Below are 18,905 nucleotides of genomic sequence, written 5' to 3'. Positions count from 1 at the left end.
GGGGGCAACGCGCCGGACGGTGACGGGCATGAGCCCGGCATGAGGCTCAGGCGCGACCCGAAGCGAAGAGGCACGCGGCGCGTGCCCGATGAGCGGGGCTTTGCGCCTCGCGGAAAGATATAATGACGACATTCAAAGACCTCGGGCTCGACCCGAAGCTGCTCGCGGCGATTTCGGCCGCGGGTTACGAGACCCCCTCGCCGATTCAGGCGCAGGCCATCCCGCATGCGCTGGAGGGCAAGGACGTGATGGGTCTCGCACAGACAGGCACCGGCAAGACGGCGGCCTTCGGCCTGCCGCTGGTGCAGCAGATCATGCACAGCCATGACAAGCGCGTGGCCAAAGGCGTCAAGGCGCTGGTGCTCGCCCCGACCCGCGAACTGGTCAACCAGATCGCCGATAACCTGAAAACCTATGTCCACGGCCTGCACCTCAAGGTGAACACCGTGGTCGGCGGCGCGTCGATCAACAAGCAGGTGCAATTCCTGTCGCGCGGCACCGATATCCTCGTCGCCACCCCGGGCCGTCTCATCGACCTGATGGAGCGGCGCGCGGTGCGGCTCGACACGGCCACGTTCCTCGTCCTCGACGAGGCCGACCAGATGCTCGACATGGGGTTCATCCATGCGCTGCGCCGGATCGCACCCGAGCTTGGCACGCCGCGTCAGACCATGCTGTTCTCGGCCACCATGCCGAAACAGATGGAGGAACTGAGCCGCGCCTATCTCCACAACCCGGTGAAGGTGCAGGTCGCCGCCCCCGGCAAGGCCGCCGACAAGATCACCCAGGGCGTCCACTGGGCGCAGGACAAGGCCGACAAACAGCGTCTCCTGATCCAGTACCTTGCGGATGAGCCGGGCGGCATGAGCCTTGTCTTCGGACGCACCAAGCATGGCTGCGAACGGCTGATGAAACAGCTCGTGGCCGAGGGCTTCGACGCGGTGTCGATCCACGGCAACAAGAGCCAGGGGCAGCGTGAACGCGCGCTCAAGGCGTTCCGCGACGGTGATGCGAATGTGCTGGTGGCCACGGATGTGGCCGCGCGCGGCATCGACATTCCGGGTGTGAGCCACGTGTTCAACTTCGACCTGCCTGAAGTGCCCGAGAATTATGTCCACCGCATCGGGCGCACGGCGCGCGCGGGCGCGGATGGGGATGCCATCGCCTTCGTTACAGGCGAAGAGATCGGGCTTTTGCGCCAGATCCAGAAAGTGATGAAGATCGACATTCCCGTGCTCGGCGGCGAGCAGCCCGAAGAGGTCGATCCGCCGAAACGCGGCGGTGGCGGCGGCGGACGTGGTCGCGGGCGTGGCGGCCCGCGCGGCGGCGGTCAGGGCAAGCCCAAGTCTCACGGTGCCAAGCCCAAGTCCGCGCAAGGTCAGGGCAAGCCCGGCGGTCAGAAGCGTCGGCGCAATCGCGGTCGCAAGGCCGCCTGAGCCGGATCAGTTCACGCTGTCGCGGCTGAACAGGTAGATCGCGCAGCCGATCAGAACCGGCAGGCCGAACAGAAGGAACAACGCCTCGTAGGGCGCGGTCACGCTGGCCGCGCCCTCTTTCGTCGCACCATAGACCGCGCCCGACAGAAACTGGAAGAACGAGACCCCGCCGATCCCCATCAGGTTGATGAGCGTCACGCCCTGCCCGGTCAGATGCGCCGGGAAGAAGGCCCGCGCGTGGGCCATGATGAGAGGGAAGGACGCCCCGAACAGGCCGACGGCAGAGAGCAGGACCGTGGTCTGCACCACGCCGCTTGCCGGGAACATCCACAGCGCCAAAAGCGACAGGCCCGAGAGCACGTTGCCGACGAAGATCACCCATTTCCGCGTCCCGAACAGGCGATCCGCCGGGCCGTAGAGGAAGTTCCCCGCGATCATGGCGAGCGCCATGACCAGCGTGACCCACCCGATCCCCGACGGGGCGAGGCCATAGACATCTTCGAGATACGGGCCGGACCACAACCCGCGCAGCGCGGCGGCCGGCGCGTAGTTGACGATCTGGAGCGGGAAGATCGCCCAGAGCGCCGGCAACGCGAGGAGCGTGAGAACCGAGCCTTTGGGTTTCTCGCCACCTTCGTGTTCGAGCGCAGGCGGATCCTGCACCAGCACGGCGGCGACGGCGGCGACTGCCACGCTGATCCCGGCGAGCACCCACATGGTTTCGCGCCAGCCCAACGTCTCGACCGCCCAGGCCATCGGGTAGGACGCCACGAGGTTGCCGAAGGTGCCGACGCCGAGCACCACACCCGCGAGTGTGCCGAACACCTTTGGGTCGAACACGCGGGCGAAGGTGAAGTAATTCGCCATGAGCACGGGCGAACACCCGATCCCGATCAGGATCATGGCGAGGCTCACATGCCCCGGCCCCTGCGCCATCGCGAAGACCGCCGCGCCACCCCCCGCGCCCAGCGCGAAGAGGACCGAAGCCGTGCGTTTCGGCCCGACGTTGTCGAGGAGCCAGCCTACGGGGATCTGCATGACGGCAAAGGAGAGGAACCACAGGCCGGAGGCGTTAGAGAGGTCCTCGGGCGCGGCACCGATGTCTGCATTCAGCACCGGGGCCATCACCGCGAGAAACGCGCGGTAGAACTGGCTCAACACATAGGCGACCACGAGCGTAACGATTCCGGCGCGCATCTTTCCCTCCCTGCGAACGTCCGGGCACATGATCCGAAAACGCGCAGGGGTGCAAGCCGGGTCGGCTTGGCATGTTCGCTGCCCTGCGGCATAGTGGGGCGATTTCCCAAGGGGGCGCATTTGACCAACTTCAGACTTGAGGGCTTCCTGCCCTACAAACTCAACGAGCTTTCCCGTGCGGTGTCGGGCGGCTTCTCGCATCATTACCGGGAGCGCTACGGGATCAACGTCGCCGAATGGCGCGTCGTGGCGCATCTCAGCCAGGAAGACGCCGTTTCGGTGCGCGAGATCACGCGGCGGGTGGGGATGGACAAACCCAAGGTCAGCCGGGCAGCGTCGAAGCTCGAGGCGGCAGGTTACGTCACCAAGATCGAGAACAAGTCGGACAGGCGGCTCGTGGAATTGCGGCTGACGAAGGCCGGGCGCGAGATGATCGAGACACTTGCGCCCATCGCTTCGGCCTATGACGAGAAACTGCGCACGCTTCTGGGAGACGACTTCGAAGCATTCGAGAGGGGCGTGTCCAAGCTGACCGCCTCGACCAATTCACGAGCCGAAACCTGACACGGCGTCAGGGTTGGACAATGGCGCTGGCCGAGGCAGGTTTGCGCGACACATCAGGAGGAAGAGAACAACCATGAGCGATATCGTCATTCTGGGCGGGGCAAGAACCGCTATCGGGACTTTCGGCGGAAGCCTTGCCGGGACGCCCCCAATCACCCTTAGCGCGACGGTCGCCAAGTCGGCGCTCGAGCGTTCCGGGGTCGAGGGCGGCCAGATCGGGCATGTGGCCTATGGCCATGTCATCAACACCGAACCGCGCGACATGTACCTGTCGCGTGTTGCCGCGATGGAGGCGGGCGTGCCGGAGACGACGCCCGCGATGAACGTGAACCGGCTTTGCGGTTCGGGCGCACAGGCGATCGTATCGGTCGTTCAGTCCCTGATGCTGGGCGATGCCGATTTCGGTCTGGCGGGGGGCGCGGAATGCATGAGCCGCTCGCCCTATGCGCTTCCGGTCGCGCGTTGGGGTCAGAAGATGGGGGATGCCAAGGCGCAGGACATGATGCTCGGCGCTTTGAACTGCCCGTTCGGCACGGGGCACATGGGCGTCACCGCCGAGAACGTGGCCTCGGAATGCGGGATCAGCCGGGAAGATCAGGACGCCTTCGCGCTGGAAAGCCAGTCGCGGGCGGCGAAGGCCATCGAAGCGGGGTATTTCGCGGAGCAGATCACACCGGTCGAGGTGAAATCGCGGCGCGAGACGGTCGAATTCGTCACCGATGAGCACCCCAAGGCGACCTCGGCCGAAGCACTCGCCGGTCTGCGCCCGGCGTTTCAGAAGGACGGGAGCGTCACGGCGGGCAACGCGTCGGGCATCAACGACGGTGCGGCGGCCATCGTTCTGGCCCGTGCCGAAGCGGCCGAGGCGGCCGGTCTGACGCCGAAATTCCGCGTGCTTGGTTACGCCCATGCGGGCGTGCGCCCCGAGGTCATGGGCATCGGTCCGATCCCGGCGGTTCAGAACCTGATGAAAAAGACCGGGCTGGGCGTCGAGGATTTCGACGTGATCGAATCGAACGAAGCCTTCGCCGCACAGGCGCTTGCCGTGTCGAACGAGTTGAAATTCGACCCGGCCAAGGTGAACCCGAACGGCGGCGCCATCGCACTTGGCCACCCGGTCGGCGCGACAGGCGCGATCATCACGGTCAAGGCGATGTACGAGCTTGAGCGGATCGGTGGGAGCAAGGCGCTCATCACCATGTGCATCGGCGGCGGTCAGGGCATCGCCATCGCGATCGAACGCATCTGACTGTAAAATTGCGCGCCCCGGACCCGGTCCGGGGCGTGATGTCAGGCCCGCCCGCCCTCGGCGGACAGAACCAGCGGGTCGATTCCGAGCTTCTTCAGGGCCTTTGACCATTTGGTGTCGTTGTCGGGATCAAAGATGATCGCCGCATCCGCATCGACGGTAAGCCATGCATTCTGCTGCAACTCGTCCTCCAACTGTCCCGGACCCCAGCCCGCATAGCCCAGCGCGGTCAGCGCCTGCTGCGGGCCGGTGCCTTTCGCGATATCCTCGAGGATATCCTTCGTCGCGGTCATGGAGATCGACGGGGTAACGGTCAGCGTGCCTGCTGCGCCTTCGTAATCCTGCGTATGCAGGACGAAGCCGCGCCCACCCTCGACCGGGCCGCCGAAATGCACGGCGATGCCGTCGCTCCCGCTGCCCGCGACAATCTCGAGCTGCTCCAGCAGATCGTTGAGGGTGATGTCCGGCACGCGCTTGTTCACGATCAGCCCCATCGCGCCTTCGTCGGAGTAAGCGCAGAGGTAGACCACCGAATGTTCGAACCGGGGATCACCCATTCCGGGCATCGCGATGAGCAGCTTTCCGGTGAAGTCCTGGGGCGTGTCGATGTCGGTCATGGTTCAAGGATGGGCACGCTGTTGCGCTATTGCAAGCGTTCCGCGCATCTCGCGCGCAATACGCGAGAATGTGACTTCCTGTTGTGCACCCCCCGGCTATATCGGAAGCGTCATGAGAAAAATCCTGCTCTCCATTGTGCTTGCCTTGATGGCCGCGCCCGTCTGGGCGGAAATGCCAAAGGCGTCGATTACGCTCCTGACCGGCTGGCGGATGGAGAACGGCAACCACATGGCCGCGCTGCACGTCGTGCTTGAGCCGGGGTGGAAGACCTATTGGCGCGCGCCGGGCGACGGGGGCATCCCGCCCGAGCTCGATTGGACGGGGTCCGAGAACCTTGCGACCGTCGCCTATCACTGGCCGGTGCCGGAGGTTTTGGACGTGAGCGGCATGACGACGATCGGGTATCGCGAAGAGCTGCTGCTTCCCATCGAGGTGACGCCGGAAGTGGCGGGCGAGGACGTCACGCTGTCTGCCGAACTGCTTCTGGGTATCTGCGAACACATCTGCGTCCCCGTGAACGAAACGCTGGACGCCACCCTGCCCGCCGACCTGACGCAACCTTCAGCAGCGATCCTGCGCGCACTTGAACTCCGCCCGGATACGGAAGCCGAAGCGGGCGTCGCATCGGTCGCCTGCGAGGTCGAGAACATCTCGGACGGTGTCCGCGTTCACGCCGTGCTCGACCTGCCGCAGATCGCCCAAGGCGAGACTGTCGTGTTTGAGGCGAGAGATGCAGGCGTGTGGGTATCGGAAGCGGTCGGCGGCCGGGACGAAGCGGGGCCGATTGCGGTCTATGCCGACCTTGTCGCCCCGGACGGCAAGCCATTCGACGTCGAGGCCGCTGACATGCGATTCACCGTACTTGGTGCGGGGCGCGGGGTCGATGTGCAGGGTTGCGATACGATCGAGCGGGCCGACTAGACCGAGCGGCGCTGTAGCCAGCCGAGTGCGAAGGCTGCGAGGCTGATGATCGCCGCGCCCGCCAGGAAAAGCCCCAATGCAAGGAAAATGGAGCCGACCCCGCCCGGCAAGCTTCCGGTGGCGAGGGTCCACCCCAGGGTCGCGACGAACAGGGCAGAAATCGCAAAGGCCGCCCCCCCGACGAGCCGCGCAGCACGCGGTGCGCGATGCCCTGCACGCAAGGCGCGCTTGAGAGCCGAGGTCTGCCGCCGCACGTCTTCCTGCATGGCGAGGATCGAAGGCACCACGAGCAGGACGAGGAAAAAGCCCATCCCGAGCCCGTAGACCAGCGTGACCACGGTGGGCTTCAGGAATTGCGCCTGTTGCGACCCTTCGAACAGGAGCGGGAGAAGGCCCAGCACGGTCGTCGCCGTGGTCAGGAACACGGGCCGCAGGCGATCCGCCACGGCATCCACGATGGCGGGGCGGATACCCCGATCCTCGGCATATTCATCCACGGTCGTCACCAGAACGATGGAATCGTTGATGATGATCCCGACCATGCCGATCAAACCCACGATGGAAAACATCGACAGCGGCAGACCCCAAGCGGCATGTCCCCAGATCGCGCCGATCAGGCCGAACGGAATGATCGACATGACGACGAGGGGCCGGGTCCAACTGGAGAAAATCCACGCAAGCACGATGTAGATGCCGATGATGCACAGGATGAACCCGAACAGCGCATCGCCCAAAAACCGGCTTTCCTGTTCGGCGAGGCCCGCGAGATTGTAGTCGATCCCGAAATCCTCGGCGATCTGCGGTAGGATCGTATCCTCGAGCGCCAACTGAATCTCGGCGGCACGTTCGGCATTGTCTTCGTCGATGTCTCCCGTGACTTCGACCACGCGCAAGCCGTTCTCGCGATTGACGGCCGAGAACCCCTGCCGCGACGTGATCGAGACGACATCCGCCAGGTTCACGTAGACACCTTCGCTCGCGCGTAACCGCGAACGCTCGAGAAAGGCGAGCGTCAGTTCGTCTTCCGGCAATTCCACGCGGATCGAGGCGGAACGCATGCCATCCGGGTAGGTCGCGGCTTCGATGCCCGAGAGCCGGTGGCGCAGGACCTGTCCGATATCACTAATCGTGAACCCGAGTGCCTGCCCTTGCGGGGTCAGTTCGAGCACGAGTTCTTCCTTGTCATAGGCAAGGCTGTCTTCCAGAGCCGAGACCTCGGCGAAGTCGCCAAGCGCCGTCTTGAGCGCCTCGGCCGCCGCCTTCAGCACCTCGTTGTCCGCACCGAGAAGCTCGACATCCAGCGCGTCACCGCCCGGTCCGAACCGGCCGCCCCGGAAGGTGAATTCCTCGAGCAAGGGGTGATCCGGCGTGGCGTCTTGAAGCGCGGACACCACGTCGAAGGACGAATACGGGCGCTCATCCGCGTCAATGAGTTCGATGGTGACCGATCCGAGCAGGTCGGCATCCTTGTCTTCCGCACTCGCCAGGCCCCGGCCGGACGACCCACCGATCTCGGCAAGGACGTAGGTGAAGGGGCTGGTGCCGTGTTCGGCCTCGAGCGACTGACCGACACCGTCGATGGAGGCCTGCAGCGCCCGGAGGACATCCATCGTGTCGCTGCGCGTGGCACCGTTCACGAGCGCGAAATTGCCCGTGATGGTCCCCTGTTCGGGCGCGTTGAAGAACCGGAACGGCACGTCGCCGCGGATGAACAGCGCCGCCTGCGTGGCGAGCAGCAGGATCGCCCCGCCGACCACTGCGTAACGCGCGCGGATGATCCAGACCATGAGCGGGCGGAACACCTTGTCGCGGAACCAGCGGAAGCCCTTGTTCACTTGGCGCGAGGGCCAGTCGTACCAATGCTCCTTCGCGGTGTGGGTCAGCGCGTGGGACATGTGGTTGGGCAGGATCAGGAAGCATTCGATCAGCGAGGCCGTGAGCACGGCGATCACCGTGAAGGGCACGTCCGCGATGAATTCGCCGAAGCGCCCGTTGATGAAGGTCAGGCCGAAGAACGCGATGATCGTCGTGAGCGTTGCGGAAAACACCGGCGAAAACATGCGCCGCGCGGCGTTCTCGGCCGCTTCCACCGGGCTTTCGCCCAGTCGCCGTGCGCGGAAGTCGGCATGTTCGCCCACCACGATGGCGTCGTCCACGACAATACCGAGCGTGATGATGAGCGCGAAAAGCGAGATCATGTTTATGGTCAGCCCGAAGCCATACATGATCGCCACCGCCGCCAGCATCGACACCGGGATACCGGCCGCGACCCAAAGCGCGGTGCGTGCGTTCAGGAACAGAAACAGCGTGACGAGGACCAGCGCCAGACCGGTGAGGCCGTTGTCCAGAAGGATGTTGAGACGCCCGGTGATGAACTCTGCGCGGCTCCGCACGAGGTCGATGCTCACGCCTTCGGGCATCGTGGTCACGAGCTCGGCGGCGACCTCTTCGACGCTGCGCTGAATGCCGATCGCGTCCCCGGCCTCGGAACGCGCGACGCTGATCGTCATGGCGGGGTCTTGGCCGACGAAGAAGGCCCGGCCCCGGTCCACGCCCTCGATCCGGACCTGCGCAACGTCACCGATGGTGAGCGTGTTTCCGTCGAGGTCTGACCTCAGGACAATCGCCGCAATCTCTTCGGCAGAGCGTTTCGCCACACCGGCCCGCACGCGCGCCGCACCGGACGATACGTTGCCCGCAGGGTTGGCCTCGGTTTCGCCCGCGATGGCCTGCGCGATCTGCGACATCGTAAGGTCGTAACGCATCAGGTCAGCGGTCGTGACCTCGACCACCGTTTGCGGTGCCACAAGCCCGACGATGCTGGTGCGGGTGACGCCTTCGAGAAAGAGCCGCGCAATCATCTCGTCCGCGAAACGGGCAAGCTGATCGACACCCACCGGTCCGGTGATGACCACGTCGGTCACGCGGTCGGTCCAGCCGCCGCGCGAAACCACGGGATCGTCGGCGTCGTCGGGCAGGTTCGAGATGCTTCTTACAGCCGTTTCGACATCGTCGAGCGCCTGCGCCATGTCCCAGCCCGGTTCGAATTCGAGACGCGTATAGGCGCGACCTTCGCGGGCGCGCGATGTGCTTTCGTCGACACCTTCGATCGCGAGGAGCGTTGGTTCGAGAACCTGGATGATGCCCGCGTCCACGTCCTCGGCCCCGGCTCCGTCCCATGTGACGGTTACGCGGATGTCGTCGACGACCACATCGGGAAAGAACTGCGCCCGCAGGTTCGGCATCGCCGTGAGACCCGCGACGACGAGGAGGACGAAAAGCAGGTTCGCCACGGTCGCATGACGCGTGAAATACGAGAGGATTCCGCCCGCCATTCCGCCCTGTCGCATCTGTCGCGCCATCGGTCAGCTGCCCATGTTGCTTTCGATCCGCTCGACCATCTGGGCGGGGACCTCGGGTTGGCGGAGTGTCGTCAGTATTCGTTCTTTCGCGCGCATCGGGAACCGGGCGCTGCCTTCCACGAAGGCGATGAGCTTGGCGCGACGTTCGTCGTCCAGCGTTATGAGGTTCGGGTTGTCGCGCGGCGCCTCGGCGTTCTCGTCGCCCGCATTGCCGGCCGCGGGATCCGACGGATCGCGGTTGGGACGAATGCGGATTCCAGCGCCGAGCGTCGGCGCACGTTCCGCCACGATCTCGCGCCCGGCCAGCGTGTCGGCGGCGATCAGGACCGTTTCGCCCTGCCGGCGCACCACGTCGACCGACGCTTCGGACAGGCGGCCGCCCTGCTCGACCACGAGCACTTCATCCGTGCCCGACACGGCCGCGGCCGGGATGCGGGCCACATTGTCGAGCGCGGGCTCCAGGATCCGGACGGTCACGAAATCGCCGGGGCGAAAGCCGACGGCTTGGTCGAGCCGCGCGAAGATGAGTCGACCGGTCTGGCCTTCGCCAACCGCGGCGCTTTCGCGCGCGATGCGGCCGGTGGCGATCAGGTCGACACCGGCGACATCCAGGCTCACCGAGACATCCGCAAGCACTAGGTCGCCGGCCTCGTCCAGAAGGCGGGCATATTGCGCCGTGGAGAGCCGGAAGCTGGCTTCGAGCGTTTCGGGATCGACCAGCGTGGCGAGTTGTTCGTTTGCGGTCACAAGCCGGCCTTCGATCGCGGCGACATCCGCAAGGGCGCCTGAAAAATCGGCGGTGATGGTCGCATCCGACAGGTTTCGCTCGGCTTCGGCCAGCGCGATCCGGGCGCGTTCCATGGCGGTCCCGGCGCTCGCCACCCGCGCCTCTGCGGCGTTGACCGTCGCGCGCGCTGCAAGAACCGCCTGTTCCGCCGACGCTGCCGAGAGCGTTGCGGTCTCGAGGTCGGCGGCCGTGCCCACGCCGCGATCCAGCAGATCCTGCTGGCGCTGAACGGCGGCATTCCTGAGTTCGACCTGACGCCGCGCGCTTGTCAGGTCATCACGTTCGAGGGTGAGCACCGCCTCGGCATTGGCAAGTTCGGCTTCGGCATCGGACAGGTCCGCACGGCCGAGCGATACTGCGTCCTCGAGGTCGGTCGCGTCGATCCTTACAAGCATCTGGCCTGACTGAACCCGCCCGCCCTCGACGAAGTTTTCGCCAAGTTCCACAACCGTGCCACCGACCGCCGACCGGATCTCGAGATTGCGCCGGGAAACGACCTCGCCGAAGGCTTCGAGAACCGGCGTGACCGTTTCAGGCACCACGCGGACGACATCTGCGGTATAGACGCGTTCCCGGTTGGGCATCGCGCCACCGTCCTGCGCCAGTCGCGCTTCCACCGCGTCGCGCACCACGTAGGCCGCCATCGCGAGGGCCGCGACGGTCAGCGAAGCGAGAAAAAGCCCGGTCAGGGAGCGGCGGAGAAATCGCATCAAGTCATCCGTATCTGTACATTTACACAGCTTGCCCGCCCTGCCGCACACTAGCAATCCGGCAAAATTGACAAGGCCGTTACGGGGTGAAACGGGCGTTGGCCCTATTTCCGTCGCTTGTGTTCGTCCAGACGCGGAAAAATTTCGACGAAATTACAGGGGGCGTGGCGATAATCGAGCTGATATTGCAGGATTTCGTCCCACGCATCCTTGCAGGCTCCGGTCGAGCCGGGGAGCGCGAAAAGGTAGGTTCCGTTGGCGACGCCGCCTGTTGCACGGCTCTGCACGGCGGAGGTTCCGATTTTTTCCATCGAGACCATCGTGAACACCGTGGCGAAGGCCTCGATCTCCTTCTCATAAACGTCGCGATGCGCCTCCACCGTCACGTCACGGCCCGTGAGCCCGGTGCCGCCAGTGGTGATGATGACGTCGACCTCCGGGTCCAGCGACCACGCCCGCAGGTGATCCGCGATCTCGCCCCGCTCGTCGCGCACGATCATACGGTCTGCCAGCACGTGGCCCGCACCCTCGATCCGGGCCACCAGCGTGTCGCCGGACCGGTCGTCGGCGAGGCTTCGGGTGTCGGACACGGTCATCACGGCGATGCGCACCGGGATGAAATCCTTGGTCTCGTCTATACGGCTCATGGTGCCATTTCCCTCAACCTTGCCTGCAAGGTCAGCAAGTCCGCCCAGGCTTCGCGTTTCGCCGCGGGCATGCGGTGCAGGTGACTCGGGTGAAACATCGGAAGCACGGGGCGATCCGCCACCTCGGCCCATTGCCCGCGAATACGCGCGATCCCCTGCCGTCCGAGCAACGCAAGGCAGGCTGCATTGCCCATTGGCACGACGATGTCGGGATCCGCAAGCTCGATATGACGCATCAGGAAAGGGCGGAACATGTCCATTTCTGCCTCGGTCGGCGCACGGTCTCCTGGCCGCCGCCACGGAACGGCACCGGTGATGTAGATCGACTGCTGCGCATCGGGCGCGGCGCGGCTCATGTCGATCGCCGCGAACATCGCGTCGAGCAGATGCCCGGCGCGTCCGACGAAGGGAAGACCTTCGCGGTCCTCTTCTTCATCCGGCCCTTCGCCTACGATCATCACGCGGGCCGCGGGATTGCCATCGGCAAAGACGAAGTTGCGCGCGCCTTTCTTGAGCGGCGACCCTTCGAAGGCCTGAAGTGCTTCGGCGAGTGCTTCGAGACTGTCCGCACGCGCCGCCAGCGTTTTCGCTTCGGCCACCCAGTCGATCCGGGGCGTATCGGGAACAACCGACAAAGGCTGTGCCTCAGGCGCGGCTGCCTTGGGTTTCGCGACGGTTTTGGGCGCCTCGGGCGGCAATTCGTAGCGGTCGATCGGCGCTTCCGCGACCGCATCCGTCACCCCCAGCTCGACATACCATTCGAGCAGCGCTTTCGCCTGATGCCAATCCAGAGCCGATTCCATGACCGCCAAACTAGGCCCGGGCGCAAGGCGCGGCAATCCTACAAGATGCCGCGCCACGCGGCCGGCCACGCCACCTTGCCCCGTCCCACCCGGCTACCTATAAGCAGGGACAAAGAGAGAGGTCGCGCATGACATTCCGCCACCGTCACCTTCTGGGGATCGAGCCGCTCCACCCCGAGGAAATCACGACTGTTCTGGACCTCGCCGACCGCTACGTGGAGCTCAACCAATCCGCCAACAAACGGTCCGACGCGCTGGCGGGACTTACCCAGATCAATATGTTCTTCGAGAATTCGACCCGGACGCAGGCGAGCTTCGAGATCGCCGGCAAGCGGCTGGGCGCGGACGTCATGAACATGGCGATGCAGGCGTCTTCGATCAAAAAGGGCGAGACGCTGATCGACACCGCGCTGACGCTCAACGCAATGCACCCCGACCTGCTCGTGGTGCGTCATCCGCATTCGGGCGCGGTGAACCTGCTGGCGGAGAAAGTGAATTGCGCTGTCCTGAACGCGGGCGACGGGCGGCACGAACACCCGACGCAGGCGCTTCTGGACGCGCTGACGATCCGGCGCGCCAAGGGGCGGCTGCACCGCCTGACAGTGGCGATCTGCGGTGACATCGCGCACAGCCGCGTGGCGCGCTCCAATCTGATCCTTCTGGGCAAGATGGAGAACCGCGTGCGGCTCGTCGGGCCGCCCACGCTCATGCCTTCGCAGATCAAGGAGTTCGGCGTCGAGGTGTTCGACGACATGAAAGCCGGGCTCGAGGGCGCGGACGTGGTGATGATGCTGCGCCTCCAGCGTGAGCGCATGGACGGGGGCTTCATCCCGTCGGAGCGCGAATATTACCACCGCTACGGGCTGGACGCCGAGAAGCTCGCCTGCGCCAAGGACGATGCCATCGTCATGCACCCCGGCCCGATGAACCGGGGCGTCGAAATCGACGGCACCATCGCCGACGACATCAACCGAAGCGTGATCCAGGAACAGGTCGAGATGGGCGTCGCCGTCCGCATGGCCGCGATGGACCTGCTTGCCCGCAACCTGTCCGAGGCCCGCACCCAGAAAGGCGTCATGGTATGAGCGATCTAACATTCCCGCCGGAGCACGCGCCACGCAGCATCTATGTCTTCGCGCTCGACATCGAGCCGGTCGAACTTCCTGCATGGGAGCCGGAAGGCGCGGCGGCGGATTGGCCGCTTCCCGCAGCACTGGGTGTCGAATCGCTCGACCCGGAGCAGGTCGAGGTCTTCCCGAGCGACCGCATCGCGGAATACGGGCTGGCGCGCTACCTGACCGAGGCGAACGGCATGTCACCCGAAAGCGTGGCCCAGTCCGCGCAGACGCTCGAGGCGCAGACGGGGATCATTGCGCTCGTGCATTCACGCGCGGTGGCGGGCAAGGACGGGCATTTCGACCCGGCCCATCCCGCGCGTTTCATCGGGCGTTTCTCCGAGAAGGCCTCGCTGACCGCATCTGTGCCGCCCTCCGCGCCCGAAACCTCCATCGGCGTGATCTCGGGCGGCGCGACGCCCGATGCGCCGACGCCGTTCCCGTGGCGCATCATCTTGATCGCGCTCATCGCGCTCGTGGTCCTCGGCGGATTGCTCTGGAGCCTCGCCTGATGGACACGATTCTCGACCCCGGCGAAGAGGTGCTGGCGACCTTTACAGGCAACATGACGACCTACATCAAAGAGCACGTCATGCTCGCGGCCATCGGGTCGGTCCTGGCCGTCGCGCTTTTGATGGTGCTTGGCAACGAACACGCCTGGACCGGCGTCGTCGGTGCCGTCGCCGCAATCGCGGTACGAGGGATTTACGTCGCCTCCGAACAGGTCGGGATGACATGGACCCTCACCAATCGCCGCGTGATTTCCCCCGCCGAAGTGCCCATCCCGCTGTCGGAGATCGAAAAGGTGCGCACGATCTTTTCCGCCGCCCAGATCGTCACCCGCTCCGGCGACAAATACATGCTGAAGTATCAGACGGACCCGAAAGAAACCGCCGCCACCATCGAGGGCGCGAAACGATGAGCGCGCCGGGCTGGGAGGGTATTCTGGACGAGGGCGAAGAGATCCTCTGGCAAGGCCGACCCGACCAGAATTTTCACATGGGCATGGGCAAGATCGCGACGGTGATTTTCGGCCTGTTCTTCGCCGGCTTTGCGCTTTTCTGGATGGTGATGGCGTCGAACGCACCGGGGCCGTTCTGGATGTTCGGCCTGATCCATTTCTCGGTCGGCGTCGGCATGGTGTTCTGGTCGATCTACGGCTCGACCTATTCGCGGCGCAACACGTGGTACACGCTCACCGACCGCCGCGCCTTCATCGCCACCGATTTCCTGACCAAGGGCAAATCGCTCAAGAGCTATCCCCTCCGCGACGCCCTGGTGGATTTCAGGGCGGGACCGCCCGACACGATCCATTTCGCCCACGAGGAACGACGCGGTAGCAAAGGCCGCCGCTACACCGTGCCGGTAGGCTTCGAGCGGATCGCGGACGGACACGAGGTAATGCGGCTCATCCGCAGGATACATGGTGTCACCGACCCGACACCCGACACGCAAGACAACGCGGGAGAGACCGCATGACAGAATTGGGACGCCTAGAACGCGTTGACCTGAGGGATATATGGCGCACCGAAGCACAGGACTTCACGCCGTGGCTCGCTAGAGAAGACAATCTCGCACTATTAAGCGAAACGCTCGCGATTGAACTTGAACTCGAGGCCGTCGAGCGAAACGTCGGCCCATTCCGTGCGGACATTCTATGTAAGGACACATCGTCGGATAATTGGGTTCTAGTAGAAAACCAATTGGAGAGGACGGACCATACACACCTTGGCCAACTGATGACGTACGCTGCGGGGCTGGACGCCGTAACAATTGTTTGGATTGCTGCCAAGATTGCCGATGAACACCGCGCCGCAATGGATTGGCTCAATGAAATTACGAAGAGCGAAGTCCGTTTCTTTGCTTTGGAAGTTGAACTCTGGAAAATCGGTGACAGCCATGCGGCGCCGAAATTCAATGTCGTGAGCAGCCCGAATGACTGGTCTCGTTCGTCAGCGCAGGGACGACAAGCTATCGAGACAGGTGAGCTTTCAGATACGCGACAGTTGCAGTTAGATTATTGGACAGGAGTACAAGATGAGATCGCGCGAAGGGCAGGTCGCCTTTCACCAGTGAAACCTCTGCCCGCGACGTGGACATCGCATGGTATTGGAAAGACTGGTGTAAATTTGAATGCATCGCTGAATATCAGAGAAAAATGGGTTCGTGTCGAAATCTACACGACCGGAAAGTGGGCAAAACCGTTCTTCCATCAATTGAGCACGAGCAGGCATGAGATTGATGCGCTGATACCAGGGCTTGAATGGCAAGAGATGCCAGACAAGTTGGATTCTCGAATTTGTCTCTCAACGCCGGCCGACATCAACGACGTCTCCGATTGGCCACGTCAGCACAATTGGTTGGTCGACAAAATGTTGACCTTTGATGAGGTGTTCAGGCCGTACGTGTCCAAGCTGCTCAAAGAAGATCTCGGATCGGAATCGACATGACCACCCTCACCTTCACCAACGCTCGGATCATCGACCCGGAGGCGGGGAGCGATGCGATTGGCAGCCTCACCATCGAGGAGGGCGTGATCGTCGCGCGGGATGGCGGCGAGATGGGAGAGGTGATCGACTGCGGCGGCAAGTGTCTGGCGCCCGGCATCGTGGATGTGGGCGTCAAGATCGGTGAGCCGGGGGAGCGCCACAAGGAGGGTTTCCGCACGGCGGGGCGCGCGGCTGCGGCGGGCGGTGTGACCACGATGATCACCCGGCCCGACACGACGCCCGCCATCGACACGCCCGAAACGCTCGATTTCGTCAAGCGCCGCGCGCGGGAACGTGCGCCGGTGCGGGTGAACCCGATGGCCGCGCTCACCAAGGGCCGCGAAGGGCGCGAGATGGTCGAGATGGGCTTTCTCATGGATGCCGGCGCCGTGGCCTTTACCGATTGCGATCATGTCATCGGGGACAACAAGGTGTTCTCCCGCGCCATGACTTATGCCCGCTCGGTCGGCGCGCTGATCATGGCGCACCCCCAGGATCCGACGCTGACCAAGGGCGCTGCCGTGACCTCGGGCAAATTCGCTTCGCTCCGGGGGCTTCCAGCGGTGTCGCCGATGGCCGAGCGCATGGGGCTCGAACGCGACATGGCTTTGGTCGAGATGACCGGCGTCCGCTACCACGCCGACAACCTGTCGACCGCGCTGGCGCTTCCCGTGCTGGAGCGTGCCAAGGCGCAGGGGCTGGACGTGACCGCAGGGGCGAATATCCACCACCTGACGCTGAACGAGCTGGACGTGGGCAGCTACCGGACCTTTTTCAAACTCAAGCCGCCACTGCGCTCCGAAGATGACCGTATGGCGATGGTCGAAGCCGTGGCCTCCGGCCTGATCGACATCATCTGCTCGATGCACACCCCGCAGGACGAAGAGAGCAAACGCCTGCCCTTCGAGGAGGCCGCTTCGGGGGCCGTGGCGCTTCAGACCATCCTGCCCGCCGCCATGCGGCTCATCCATGACGGCGCGATGGACCTGCCGACGCTGTGGCGCGCGCTGTCCACGAACCCGGCGCGGCGCTTCGGACTTCCCGGCGGTTCGCTCGACGAAGGCGCGCGCGCCGATCTCGTGCTGTTCGACCCGGACGCGCCTTTCGTGATGGACCGTTTCACGCTGCAATCCAAATCCAAGAACACCCCGTTCGACGAGGCCAGGATGGAAGGCAAGATCATCGGCACCTGGGTCGGCGGCACGCGCGTTTACCCGTTCGAGGAATGATCCGGCTCGCGACCAGCGCGGACCTTGCCGCCATGGCGGACGTCACGATGCGCTCCAAGGCGCATTGGGGATATTCGCAAGCGTTTCTCGATGCCTGCCGCGACGAACTCAGCGCGACCGAAGATGACCTCGGCCCGAACCTCGCCGTGTGGGACGACGGGGCGATCCGGGGTGTCGCGCATGTGACCATCGGCGCGGATGTGGCAGAGTTGGAGCTTCTGTTCGTGGACCCGGTCGCGATGGGCCGCGGCATCGGGGCCGCTTTGTTCGACTGGGCCTGCGCGCGAGCGCGTGCCTGCCATTCGACGCGGCTTGGACTGGACGCGGACCCTTTCGCAGAACCATTCTATCTGCGAAAGGGAATGCAGCGTGTCGGCGATGCGCCCTCGGCCACATGGCCCGATCGCATGTTGCCGCGCATGGAAATCGCGCTCTGAAGGGAGGGGTCATGCCCGAAATCGTCACCACCTTGCCGTTTCTCGCGCTGACTGCCGCGCTCGCCTATCTCATCGGTTCGATCCCCTTCGGCATGGTCTTCGCGCGGCTTTTCGGGCTGGGCGACCTGCGCCAGATCGGGTCGGGCAATATCGGGGCGACGAACGTCCTGCGCACTGGGAACAAGCTCGCCGCCGCGCTGACGCTCATCTTCGACGTGGGCAAGGGCGGGATCGCGGTCGTCGTCGCGCGAGCGGTGTTTGCCGAGGATGCGGGCCAGCTTGCGGGATTCGCGGCCTTCCTGGGTCATTGCTTTCCCATCTACCTGCGGTTCAAGGGCGGCAAGGGCGTGGCGACATGGCTCGGCACCCTGCTCGGGCTCGCATGGCCCGTCTTTCTTGCCGCTGGCGCGACATGGCTCGTCACGGCGGGATTGTTCCGCATCTCGTCGCTCGCAGCACTCGTCGCGGCCCTTCTCACCCCGCTCTGGGCGTGGCTTCTGGGCTTTCCCTCGATGGTCGTCCTGCTGATCGCTCTGGGCGTGCTGATTTACATCCGCCATGCGGGTAACATCCGCCGTATCCTCGATGGCACGGAAAGCCGGATCGGGAAGAAGACATGAGCGACGAAGTCCCCTTCGAGAAGCGACATAAGGACGGCTCACTCTGGGCCAGGGGTCAGCACCTCGACGGTAAGGAGCACGGGTATTGGGAGTTCTTCCGCAAGGACGGCACAAAGCTCCGCTCCGGCACGTTCGAGAGGGGCGAACAGGTCGGCGAATGGACGACCTATGACAAGGATGGGATGCCATACAAGACGACGGTGATGAAGCATACCGGCAAGTGAATATGTCGGCGCCACCTCCTTACCCGTTGATTTCGTTGGCGTGACGGGCAAAGCTGGCGCAAGTCGTCTAAGACGCAGGGTCGCGAGGGACACGAGACCATGAACATGAAGGAAGCGGTCACATCCGTTTACTCGAAATATGCCACGTTCTCGGGGCGTTCGCGCCGCTCGGAATTCTGGTGGTTCGTCCTGTTCTACCTGATCGTCAGCGCAATTCTTCAGATCATAGACCGCGCCGTGTTCGGCACTGCGACCGGTCCCGTGGGCGGCCCACCGCAACAGGTCAGCATATTCGCCGCGATTTTCTCGCTCGTGTCGCTCTTGCCCAACCTCGCCGTGGGAGCACGCAGGCTCCATGATATCGGCAAATCCGGCTGGTGGTTGCTTCTCGGCCTCATCCCGATCATCGGCACGATCATCCTCATCGTCTGGTTTGCAAAAGACAGTGACGCCGAAACCAATGCCTATGGCCCGCCACCCGGTGCCTGATTTCAGCA

20 protein-coding genes are annotated in these 18,905 nt (G+C 64.3%); 14 read left to right on the top strand and 6 right to left on the bottom strand.

The features are described 5' to 3' along the window. Nucleotides 1–122: 122 nt before the first annotated feature. Nucleotides 123–1,436, top strand: a complete 1,314-nt coding sequence (locus KJP28_RS00485; RefSeq protein WP_218390272.1) for a DEAD/DEAH box helicase — start codon at nt 123–125, stop codon at nt 1,434–1,436. 6 nt (nt 1,437–1,442) lie between these two features. On the opposite strand, the gene KJP28_RS00480 is transcribed toward KJP28_RS00485, so the two are convergent. Further along, nucleotides 1,443–2,633: an MFS transporter gene (locus KJP28_RS00480; protein ID WP_218390271.1), complete on the bottom strand. Its 1,191-nt coding sequence runs from the start codon at nt 2,631–2,633 to the stop codon at nt 1,443–1,445. 120 nt (nt 2,634–2,753) lie between these two features. Here KJP28_RS00480 and KJP28_RS00475 point away from each other — a divergent pair, with 120 nt between their 5' ends. Both KJP28_RS00475 and KJP28_RS00470 read left to right on the top strand, forming a co-directional pair. Next, nucleotides 2,754–3,197 carry a MarR family winged helix-turn-helix transcriptional regulator gene (locus KJP28_RS00475; RefSeq protein WP_218390270.1) on the top strand — a complete coding sequence of 148 codons (444 nt, stop codon included), beginning with the start codon at nt 2,754–2,756 and terminating at the stop codon, nt 3,195–3,197. Nucleotides 3,198–3,270: 73 nt separating this feature from the next. Then, complete coding sequence (locus tag KJP28_RS00470) at nt 3,271–4,446, top strand: acetyl-CoA C-acyltransferase family protein (RefSeq protein WP_218390269.1); 1,176 nt, start codon at nt 3,271–3,273, stop codon at nt 4,444–4,446. 41 nt (nt 4,447–4,487) lie between these two features. On the opposite strand, the gene KJP28_RS00465 is transcribed toward KJP28_RS00470, so the two are convergent. Beyond that, nucleotides 4,488–5,063 (bottom strand): YqgE/AlgH family protein, encoded by a 576-nt coding sequence (locus tag KJP28_RS00465; RefSeq protein WP_218390268.1) that lies wholly within the window; start codon nt 5,061–5,063, stop codon nt 4,488–4,490. Nucleotides 5,064–5,175: 112 nt separating this feature from the next. Here KJP28_RS00465 and KJP28_RS00460 point away from each other — a divergent pair, with 112 nt between their 5' ends. Next, nucleotides 5,176–5,985, top strand: coding sequence for a protein-disulfide reductase DsbD domain-containing protein (locus tag KJP28_RS00460; protein WP_218390267.1), 810 nt, complete (start codon nt 5,176–5,178; stop codon nt 5,983–5,985). Here KJP28_RS00460 and KJP28_RS00455 read toward each other — a convergent pair. From KJP28_RS00455 to KJP28_RS00440, 4 genes are all read right to left on the bottom strand, one after another. Continuing rightward, entirely contained in the window at nt 5,982–9,347 is a 3,366-nt protein-coding gene (locus KJP28_RS00455; RefSeq protein ID WP_255552134.1) for an efflux RND transporter permease subunit, read from the bottom strand. The two genes, KJP28_RS00460 and KJP28_RS00455, sit on opposite strands and share 4 nt — an antisense overlap. A gap of 3 nt (nt 9,348–9,350) precedes the next feature. Further along, nucleotides 9,351–10,844, bottom strand: a complete 1,494-nt coding sequence (locus tag KJP28_RS00450; RefSeq protein ID WP_218390266.1) for an efflux RND transporter periplasmic adaptor subunit — start codon at nt 10,842–10,844, stop codon at nt 9,351–9,353. 104 nt (nt 10,845–10,948) lie between these two features. Next, a complete protein-coding gene (moaB, locus tag KJP28_RS00445; protein ID WP_218390265.1) occupies nt 10,949–11,491 on the bottom strand; it encodes a molybdenum cofactor biosynthesis protein B in 543 nt (180 codons plus the stop codon). After that, nucleotides 11,488–12,294, bottom strand: coding sequence for a uracil-DNA glycosylase (locus tag KJP28_RS00440; protein ID WP_218390264.1), 807 nt, complete (start codon nt 12,292–12,294; stop codon nt 11,488–11,490). The genes moaB and KJP28_RS00440 overlap by 4 nt, the downstream gene beginning before the upstream one ends. A gap of 128 nt (nt 12,295–12,422) precedes the next feature. Here KJP28_RS00440 and KJP28_RS00435 point away from each other — a divergent pair, with 128 nt between their 5' ends. The 10 genes from KJP28_RS00435 (at nt 12,423) to KJP28_RS00390 (ending at nt 18,897) form a co-directional block, all read left to right on the top strand. Continuing rightward, on the top strand, nt 12,423–13,379 hold the full coding sequence (locus KJP28_RS00435; protein ID WP_218390263.1) for an aspartate carbamoyltransferase catalytic subunit: 957 nt from the start codon (nt 12,423–12,425) through the stop codon (nt 13,377–13,379). Continuing rightward, nucleotides 13,376–13,921 (top strand): hypothetical protein, encoded by a 546-nt coding sequence (locus KJP28_RS00430; protein ID WP_218390262.1) that lies wholly within the window; start codon nt 13,376–13,378, stop codon nt 13,919–13,921. Before KJP28_RS00435 ends, KJP28_RS00430 begins: the two co-directional genes overlap by 4 nt. After that, a complete protein-coding gene (locus KJP28_RS00425; protein WP_218390261.1) occupies nt 13,921–14,331 on the top strand; it encodes a hypothetical protein in 411 nt (136 codons plus the stop codon). Before KJP28_RS00430 ends, KJP28_RS00425 begins: the two co-directional genes overlap by 1 nt. After that, entirely contained in the window at nt 14,328–14,888 is a 561-nt protein-coding gene (locus tag KJP28_RS00420; RefSeq protein ID WP_218390260.1) for an aspartate carbamoyltransferase catalytic subunit, read from the top strand. The genes KJP28_RS00425 and KJP28_RS00420 overlap by 4 nt, the downstream gene beginning before the upstream one ends. Next, nucleotides 14,885–15,859, top strand: coding sequence for a DUF4268 domain-containing protein (locus KJP28_RS00415; RefSeq protein WP_218390259.1), 975 nt, complete (start codon nt 14,885–14,887; stop codon nt 15,857–15,859). Before KJP28_RS00420 ends, KJP28_RS00415 begins: the two co-directional genes overlap by 4 nt. Beyond that, complete coding sequence (gene pyrC, locus KJP28_RS00410) at nt 15,856–17,127, top strand: dihydroorotase (RefSeq protein WP_218390258.1); 1,272 nt, start codon at nt 15,856–15,858, stop codon at nt 17,125–17,127. Before KJP28_RS00415 ends, pyrC begins: the two co-directional genes overlap by 4 nt. Further along, entirely contained in the window at nt 17,124–17,564 is a 441-nt protein-coding gene (locus KJP28_RS00405; protein WP_218390257.1) for a GNAT family N-acetyltransferase, read from the top strand. Before pyrC ends, KJP28_RS00405 begins: the two co-directional genes overlap by 4 nt. Before the next feature lie 11 nt (nt 17,565–17,575). After that, complete coding sequence (gene plsY, locus KJP28_RS00400) at nt 17,576–18,184, top strand: glycerol-3-phosphate 1-O-acyltransferase PlsY (RefSeq protein ID WP_218390256.1); 609 nt, start codon at nt 17,576–17,578, stop codon at nt 18,182–18,184. After that, the gene (locus KJP28_RS00395) at nt 18,181–18,408 is read left to right on the top strand and encodes a toxin-antitoxin system YwqK family antitoxin (RefSeq protein ID WP_218390255.1); all 228 of its coding nucleotides are present in this window, start codon (nt 18,181–18,183) and stop codon (nt 18,406–18,408) included. The genes plsY and KJP28_RS00395 overlap by 4 nt, the downstream gene beginning before the upstream one ends. 99 nt (nt 18,409–18,507) lie before the next feature. After that, nucleotides 18,508–18,897, top strand: a complete 390-nt coding sequence (locus KJP28_RS00390) for a DUF805 domain-containing protein (protein WP_218390254.1) — start codon at nt 18,508–18,510, stop codon at nt 18,895–18,897. Nucleotides 18,898–18,905: the final 8 nt, after the last annotated feature.

This window comes from Maritimibacter dapengensis, from assembly GCF_019218265.1.
In the GTDB taxonomy this organism is placed as follows: domain Bacteria; phylum Pseudomonadota; class Alphaproteobacteria; order Rhodobacterales; family Rhodobacteraceae; genus Maritimibacter; species Maritimibacter dapengensis.
Note: the sequence above shows the minus strand (reverse complement) of the source record. Positions and strands in the feature narration are given on the sequence as shown.